General features: G+C 65.3%; 5 protein-coding genes and 1 tRNA gene. 3 read left to right on the plus strand and 3 right to left on the minus strand.

Going from position 1 to position 7,678, the window contains the following annotated elements; all coding sequences use genetic code 11:
- Positions 1 to 420, plus strand: a 420-nt coding sequence (gene eda / locus EOA33_RS17460; protein ID WP_127406163.1) for a bifunctional 4-hydroxy-2-oxoglutarate aldolase/2-dehydro-3-deoxy-phosphogluconate aldolase, incomplete at its 5' end; no start/stop codon positions are given.
- Positions 421 to 575: 155 nt separating this feature from the next.
- Here the strand turns inward: eda and EOA33_RS17465 are convergent.
- The 3 genes from EOA33_RS17465 to EOA33_RS17475 all read right to left on the minus strand — a co-directional run bounded on the left by EOA33_RS17465 (position 576) and on the right by EOA33_RS17475 (position 4,561).
- A tRNA-Gln gene (locus tag EOA33_RS17465) sits at positions 576 to 649 on the minus strand.
- A 137-nt stretch (positions 650 to 786) separates the two neighbouring features.
- On the minus strand, positions 787 to 2,643 hold the full coding sequence (locus EOA33_RS17470) for a DUF882 domain-containing protein (RefSeq protein ID WP_126058436.1): 1,857 nt from the start codon (positions 2,641 to 2,643) through the stop codon (positions 787 to 789).
- Positions 2,644 to 3,034: 391 nt separating this feature from the next.
- The gene (locus EOA33_RS17475; protein ID WP_126058435.1) at positions 3,035 to 4,561 is read right to left on the minus strand and encodes a sigma-54 dependent transcriptional regulator; all 1,527 of its coding nucleotides are present in this window, start codon (positions 4,559 to 4,561) and stop codon (positions 3,035 to 3,037) included.
- Positions 4,562 to 4,704: 143 nt separating this feature from the next.
- On the opposite strand from EOA33_RS17475, the gene EOA33_RS17480 reads away from it, so the two are divergent.
- Positions 4,705 to 6,543: a M3 family oligoendopeptidase gene (locus EOA33_RS17480; protein ID WP_189347391.1), complete on the plus strand. Its 1,839-nt coding sequence runs from the start codon at positions 4,705 to 4,707 to the stop codon at positions 6,541 to 6,543.
- Between the two features lie 368 nt (positions 6,544 to 6,911).
- The coding region (locus EOA33_RS17485) for a proton-conducting membrane transporter (protein ID WP_127406164.1) at positions 6,912 to 7,678 on the plus strand (767 nt) is incomplete at its 3' end.

Consider the following 7,678-nt stretch of genomic DNA (forward strand, 5'->3'; position numbering starts at 1 on the left):
ATCCTCGACGCCGGGCAGTTCGATGAAGCAGCCCGCGCCGGCTCGAGATTCATCGTCAGCCCCGGCATCACCAGCCAGCTCCTGGCCGCGGCCAGTGACAGCGATGTGCCGCTGCTGCCCGGCGCCATCACGCCCGGCGAGATCATGGCCGCCCGCGAGGCCGGCTTGCGCTTCCTGAAATTCTTCCCTGCCGAGCAGTCCGGCGGCATTGCCTCGCTGAAGGCCTTCGCCTCACCGCTCGCTGACGTGAAGTTCTGCCCGACCGGCGGCATCAGTGCCAGGAACGCCGCCGACTATCTTGCTCTGCCCAACGTCATCTGCGTCGGCGGATCCTGGGTGGCGCCCGACGACATGGTCAAGGCCGGCAAGTGGGACGAGATCGAAGCCCTGGCGCGCGCGGCGAGCCAGCTCACGAAGTAGCGTCCTGGACACGAAAAGCCCGGCCGGCTCGAGCCGACCGGACCAGTTGCTGGAATGCAATCAGCTGCAGAGCTTCTCGACGACCTTCTTGTGGTGAACCCAATGCTTGACGTGATCCGCAGGCCCGAGCCCATTGCTGACAGGTCGGCAAGCGCTGGTTCCCGCTCATGGATTCGAACCACGATTCACGCCTTCAAAGGGCGCTGTCCTACCATTAGACGAAGCGGGAGAGCAGGCGCTTGTCGTTAGCATCCCGGCACGGTCGAAGCCAGAGCCGAGCGGACGGTTCCGCGGGCGTTGCCCGCCAAAAAGCAAAAAGCCGCGCGGGTCGCCCGGCGCGGCTTTTGCGATTGTCTGGCCTGTCGCCTACTTGGTCTGGAAACGGGCGACCGAGAGGAACTTCACGGCGTTGCCGGTGAACCGGTTGGCATCCGCCAACTGGTTGTCGGCCTGGAAGCCTGCCGTATAGACCTCGCTCGGCGGCGTATGCACGATGTTGTAGGCATAGCGCGGCGCCGTCGTCGCGCTGGAGACCGTGGCGACGTATTCGCCGCTGTTCAGTGCCCAGCGCGCGGCCTGCGGCGCGGCGGCAACCACCATTGCCTTCGGCCCGGGCTTGAGGTCGCGGGCGCTGGCCCTGGCTTCCTTGCGCGTCGTCTTCACGCCGGCACCGATTGCCAGCGCCGGATCGGAACCGGCCGGGCGGCTGGCGATGGCGTCGCGCGGGGAGGCCGCATCGACGCCGGACGGATCGTTGAATGCCGAGCGCGGCTCGAGCGAGGCGACCTGATAGTCGCCACTGGCGACACTGGCCTCGGTCGTGGCGTTGGCCTCGTCGAGAACGGCCTTGACTTCATCCGGCTTGACTTCATCCGGCTTGACTTCGTCCGCCTTGGCCTCATCCGGACGCGCGCTGGGCAGGACCGAGAACGCATCGGTCGCGGTCTTGTTGTGCTGGGCGGTGTCGGCCAGCGCCAGCAGCACGCTCTTGTCCTGCGCCGCGAGATCGGCCGGAAGCGAACGGTCGGGTCGCCAGGTCGGCAGCGGAACGTTGTTGTTGACCGCCGCCTGCGCTGGATCGGCATCGGCGCCGGCCGGATTGGCCATGCCGAAGGGCACGTTGACCGGCGCATGCGCCGTCGCCACCGACTGCTCGGTGGTCGCCGAGGCGTCGGCCACGCCGAATGGCACGTTCTCAGGCGTCTGCTGGCCGACATCGGTCTTCGGTCGCGGCGCGAAGTCCGGCAGCGGGACCTCCTTTGGCGGCAGCGCCGCGATGATCGTCTCCGGCGTGTCCTGCTCAGGTTCCGAATCGGCCGAATTGTCGTCGGCGATCTGTGGAATGTTGGCGCGCTGCGCGTCCTGGGGTGACACGATCGCGATGCCAGGCGGGTTGCTGCGCTTGGCGGCCGCCGCCGGCTTCACGCTCTTCGGCTTGGGCGCAGGCGCGGCAGTCGCGACATCGGCGCTGTCGTCGGCCTCGTCATCGCCGCCGCCAAACCAGGCAGCAAGCAGCCCGCCGGACCGCTTGGTCGAACCGCCGGCGCTGGCCAGTTCAATGTTGGGGGTACCGGCGCCCTTGCGGGCTTTGTAGGCGGCCAAAGCCTGTTCATAGCCCGGCAGCGGCCTGCCGTCGCTCGGAACGTGCAGGGTCTTGCCGTTCGGGAACACCCCGACCAGTTCCTGGCGGCTGATGCCAGGCCAGTGGCGCACATTGCCGACATCCATATGCACGAACGGTGAGCCCGACGAGGGATAGTAGCCGACGCCGCCGCCCTGCATCTTGAGACCGATGTTGCGCAGCTTCTTCAGCGGCACGCCGGGGATATAGAAGTCCATCGCCTTGCCGAGCATATGCTGGCTCTTCTCGGCGACACCCCGGCTGCGGCTGCGCAGCATCGAGTTTGTCGCCGGCGAGCGGTAGCCGCAGACGACCTGGATGTAGTCGGTGGCGCCGCTCTGCCGGTAGGCCTCCCAGACGAGGTCGAGCAGCCGCGGATCCATCTTGGTCGGTTCGTTGCGGCGCCAGTCGCGCAGGATGATGTTGATCTTGCGCAGGCCCTCGGGATCGTAGCGCCCATTGCGCTTGTAGACGATCTCGGCCTTTTCGTGCGTGTGGAGATGATAGAGCTTCAGCGAACGAACTTCGGCGCTGGCGCCGGTCGCGGCAAGGAAACCAAGCGCAAAAACCACCGCTGCCAGCCATCTCGGCCAGACGCTCATGTGATAATGCCGCCCGTCTGTATGTCGTTCGACTTGGTTCAAATCAAATGGCCTTGCAGGCTGCCGTTTGTCCCCGGATTTGCCCAAACGGATGTGTTGTTCTCACATCCGAATATCGATCCTAATGGTTAATCATCGCTTATTGAAGCCGAAATGCGGTAACACCGTGGCGATATCCCGTCAAAAATATTGCACTGCGTTTCTTGGTAAATTGCTGGTTTAGATCATTTTTCCGCCTTTGGCCGAAACACGATCTGTTACCGCGGGCCTTAATTGCGTGATCGCAGCCATAATCGAGTCGTTGCGGCGCCGCCGGCGCCGCGATCAATGCCGAGCGGGCCCGCACCAGGGGACGGAACTGGTCCGGAGCTTGCGAAAAGGGCTCGGCGGGTCAGGAAGCAAGGCGCTCGATGCGGCCGCTTTCCGGGTCGATGCCGTATTCCTTGAGCTTCCTGTAGAGGGTCGAACGGCCGATGCCGAGACGGCGCGCGACCTCGCTCATCTGGCCATTGTAATGGTCGATGGCGAGCTTGATCATTTCCAGTTCGACTTCGGCCAGCGCGCGTACATTGCCGCGCTCGTCCAGTGCCCGCAACGTCCCGAAGCGCGGCTGCAGCCTTGCCGGCGGATCGGGCTCGGCCACGACCACCCCCGGCTCGCCGGCCACGTCGTCGTCACCGCTCAGCTCAGGCGCTGGCGCGCCAATTTCGACATCGAGCTTGACGGTGCCTTCCAGCTGCGCGCGGATCTGCGGAAACTCCTCTTCCGTCAGCAGCTCGCTTTCGGCCAGCACGGAAGCCCTGAAGACGGCGTTCTCCAACTGCCTGATGTTGCCCGGCCAGTCATAGGCCTGCAGCATGGCGAGCGCCCTGGCCGAGATGCCTTGCGGACGGTGACGGGGATCGGCAGGCGCCACCTTCTCCATGAAATGCCTGACCAGATAGGGAATGTCGTCGCGGCGGTCGCGCAGCGGCGGCACGAAGATCGGATAGACGTTAAGACGGTAGAACAGATCCTCGCGGAAACGGCCGTCCTTGACCTGCTGCAGGAGATTGCGGTGCGTCGCCGAGATCAGCCTGATGTCGACCTTGACCGTCGAACGGCCGCCGACCGGATCGACCTCGCCCTCTTGCACCGCGCGCAACAGCTTGACCTGGACGTCGAGCGGCAGGTCGCCGATCTCGTCGAGGAACAGCGTGCCCGAATGCGCCTCGACGAATTTGCCGGTGTGCTTGTCGGTGGCGCCGGTGAACGAGCCCTTCTCGTGGCCGAACAGGATCGATTCGACGAGGTTGTCGGGGATGGCGCCGCAATTGACGGTGACGAACGGTTTCGAGCGGCGGTCGCCGCTGCCCTGGATGGCGCGCGCCACCAGCTCCTTGCCGACGCCCGATTCGCCCTCGATCAGGATCGGGATGTTGGACGCCGCCGCCTTCTGGCCGAGCCGGATCACCCGGTCCATCGCCGGGCTGTGCGTGATCAGGTCCTTGAAGGTCAGGTGGCCGCCGCGCCGCCTGGACGTGCGCTTCATCTCGTCTTCGACCGCCTCGACCTTCAGCGCGTTGGAGATCGCCGTCTGCAGCCTGTCGGGCGAGGCCGGCTTGACGACGAAATCGAAGGCGCCGTGGCGCATCGCCGATACGACGGTCTCGATGCCGCCCTGCGCGGTCTGCACGATGACCGGAACGTGGATACCGCGCTCGCGCATCGCCTTCAAGACGCCGATGCCGTCGAGCCCAGGCATGACGAGGTCGAGGATCATCACCGACACGTCGCGCGCATTGGGTCCGTCGAGAACGCCAAGTCCCGCCTCGCCGCCATCGGCCACGATCGCCCCGTGGCCGAATTTCGTCACCGCCGCCTCGAGCAGCCTGCGCTGCACGGGATCGTCATCGACTATGAGTATGGAACCTGTCATGACTGTGTAATTGCCCGGCCCGAGAAATCCCCGTGGATCATCTTGGCACAGGGTTCTAAATAAGGTTTCAAAAAACCCGGTGAACGAATTCCTTAGGATTTGACCGGCCTCTGCTTTCTCCCTTGTTCTGGAAGGTATTTTTGATGCGCATGATTCCTGATCGGCGGCTTTCGGCGACTGCGTCCGGTCACGGCGCCGCGGAGCTTGGCGACCTGCCGGAATGGAACCTCGCCGATCTCTATTCCGGCATGGAAGCGCCCGAGCTGAAGCGCGACATTGCCAGGGCCGCGCAGGATGCTGTTGGCTTCGAGACCCGCTGGAAGGGCACGCTTGCCGCCGAGGCCGAGCGCGGCGTCGCCGGCCGTCTGGGCGAAGCCTTGCAGGCCTATGAGGCGCTGGAGGAGCTGATCGGCCGCATCGTCTCCTATGCCGGGCTGATCTACGCCGGCAACACCGCCGATCCGCAGCGCGCCAAGCTCTATGGCGACATCCAGGAAAAGATGACGGACGCCAGCGCGCATCTCCTGTTTTTCGCGCTGGAGCTCAACCTGATCGACGACGCCGTGATCGAAAGCGCGCTCGCCGCCGACCCAACCTTTGGCCACTACCGGCCCTGGGTGCTCGACCTCAGGAAGGACAAGCCCTACCAGCTCGAGGATAGGGTCGAGCAGCTTTTCCACGAAAAGTCGATCACCGGGCGCGGCGCCTGGAACCGGCTGTTCGACGAGACGATGACCGATCTGCGCTTCGACCTCGGCGGCGAGGAGCTGGCGTTGGAGCCGGCGCTGAACCGCCTGCAGGACGCCGATGGCGAAGTGCGCCGCCAGGCGTCAGAGGCGCTGGCCGCGACCTTCCGCAAGAATCTGCGCACCTTCACGCTGATCACCAACACGCTGGCCAAGGACAAGGAGATTTCCGACCGCTGGCGTGGCTTCGAGGACATCGCCGATTCACGGCACCTCGCCAACCGCGTCGAGCGCGGCGTGGTCGACGCGCTGGCGGCCGCCGTGCGCGAGGCCTATCCGCGCCTGTCGCACCGCTACTATGCGATGAAGGCGCGCTGGCTCGGCATGGCGGTGATGAACCACTGGGACCGCAACGCGCCCTTGCCGGAGACCCCGCAGGCGATCATCCGCTGGAACGACGCCAGGGACACGGTGCTGTCGGCCTATCAGCGCTTTTCGCCCGACATGGCCGAAATCGCCCGCACCTTCTTCGACCGCAACTGGATCGACGCGCCGGTCAGGCCCGGCAAGTCGCCCGGCGCCTTCGCCCATCCGACGGTGCCGTCGGCGCATCCCTATGTGCTGCTCAATTATATGGGCAAGCCGCGCGATGTGATGACGCTGGCGCATGAGCTCGGCCATGGCGTCCACCAGGTGCTGGCCGGAGGCCAGGGCGCGCTGATGGCCTCGACGCCGCTGACGCTCGCCGAGACGGCCTCCGTCTTCGGCGAGATGCTGACCTTCCGCTCGCTGCTCGACCAGACCACCGACCGGCGCGAGCGCAAGGCCATGCTCGCCCAGAAGGTCGAGGACATGATCAACACGGTGGTGCGCCAGATCGCCTTCTACGAGTTCGAGCGCAAGGTGCATGCCGAGCGCAAGAACGGCGAGTTGACCTCCGACAGGCTCGGCCAGTTCTGGCTCGAGGTGCAGGCCGAAAGCCTGGGGCCGGCGATCCGGCTGCGCGACGGCTATGAAGTGTTCTGGACCTATATCCCACACTTCATCCATTCGCCCTTCTACGTTTATGCCTATGCCTTCGGCGATTGCCTGGTGAACTCGCTCTACGCGGTCTATCAGAATGCCGAGCGCGGCTTTCAGGAGAAGTATTTCGAGATGCTGCGCGCCGGCGGCACCAAGCATCATTCCGAGCTGCTGGCTCCGTTCGGTCTTGATGCCACCAACCCCGCCTTCTGGCAGATCGGGCTTGGCGTGATCGGCGGCCTGATCGACGAGCTGGAAGCGCTGGATAAGTGACGCGCGACTTCGACCTCGGTCCGCGCCAGAATAGTTTAGCCGGAACACATGTTGGGAATGGGCTCTACTCTTGGCATAAATATCTGTTCTTGAAGAACTCTCCGGGAATTTTTTCCGTTAGCTTTCCGCAAGTCATATGGTAGCGTCCCGCCTCAAGCTCAGCCGGACGCAAAGCCCAGGCCAGGGGACGAGCTTCGGCCGGTGGCGACATTTGGCGAATGCGATGCGGCCGTTGGCCATGGGCGAAGAGCCGAGCGCCGACAGCTCTGTTGAAGCCAGCTGTTCCGCAAGCGCGGAACCATTGAATGGTCCTTTCGCCGAGGTCGTCATTCCAGGCCGCGGCGGATGGATCGGACTGGAGAGAGGGAATGAGCACTTTTTTCTACGTTCTCCTGGCGTTCATTGTGGGTGTGTCGGTTGGCTGGTTCATCTGGGGTCGGCTGCGCGGCGAGCTCGACAGCCTGCGCGGTGATCTGGACCGCACGCGCGGCGAGCGCGACAGGCTCCGCGCTGATACCGACAGGCTGACCGCCGAGCTCGAAGCATGCGGCCACACACGTGCCGACCTCGAACGCCGGCTGCGCGAGGCGCCGGCCGCATCCGGCGCGGCAAAGGCCTCCGCTCCCGCGCCGGCGGCGCTCGTCTCGACACCCGCACCGGCCAAATCGGCTTCTGCCAAGCCTGCCGCTGCCAAGCCTGCCGCCGCCAAGCCTGCCGCTGCCAAGCCTGCCGCCGCCAAGTCGCCCGCCGCCAAGCCTGCCGCCGCCAAGTCGCCCGCCGCCAAGCCTGCCGCCGCCAAGCCTGCCGCGGCAAAGCCGGCATCGGCCAAGCCAGCGGCAACCAGGTCGGCCGCCGCGCCGAAGCCGGCCGCGCCCAAAGCAGCGGCGCCCAAGGCTGCAGCGAAGAAGGCCGCACCGGCTTCGACCAAGGCGGCGACGGGCAAGGCCGATAATCTGCGCCGCCTCATCGGCATCGGCCCGGTCAACGAAAAGCTGCTCAAGGGCCTTGGGGTTACAAGCTATGCCCAGATTGCCGCCTGGACAGCAGCCGACGTCAAGCGGATCGAGGACGTGCTGAACTTCGATGGTCGTATCGCGCGCGAGCAATGGATCGAGCAGGCGAAGTTGCTCGCCGC

This window comes from Mesorhizobium sp. M4A.F.Ca.ET.050.02.1.1 (assembly GCF_003997725.1).
In the GTDB taxonomy this organism is placed as follows: domain Bacteria; phylum Pseudomonadota; class Alphaproteobacteria; order Rhizobiales; family Rhizobiaceae; genus Mesorhizobium.

Excerpts from the sequence above, each read along its gene's own strand:
- EOA33_RS17475 (WP_126058435.1), bottom strand. The coding sequence starts at position 4,561 with ATGACAGGTTCCATACTCATAGTCGATGACGATCCCGTGCAGCGCAGG.
- EOA33_RS17480 (WP_189347391.1), top strand. The coding sequence starts at position 4,705 with ATGCGCATGATTCCTGATCGGCGGCTTTCGGCGACTGCGTCCGGTCAC.
- EOA33_RS17470 (WP_126058436.1), bottom strand. The coding sequence starts at position 2,643 with ATGAGCGTCTGGCCGAGATGGCTGGCAGCGGTGGTTTTTGCGCTTGGT.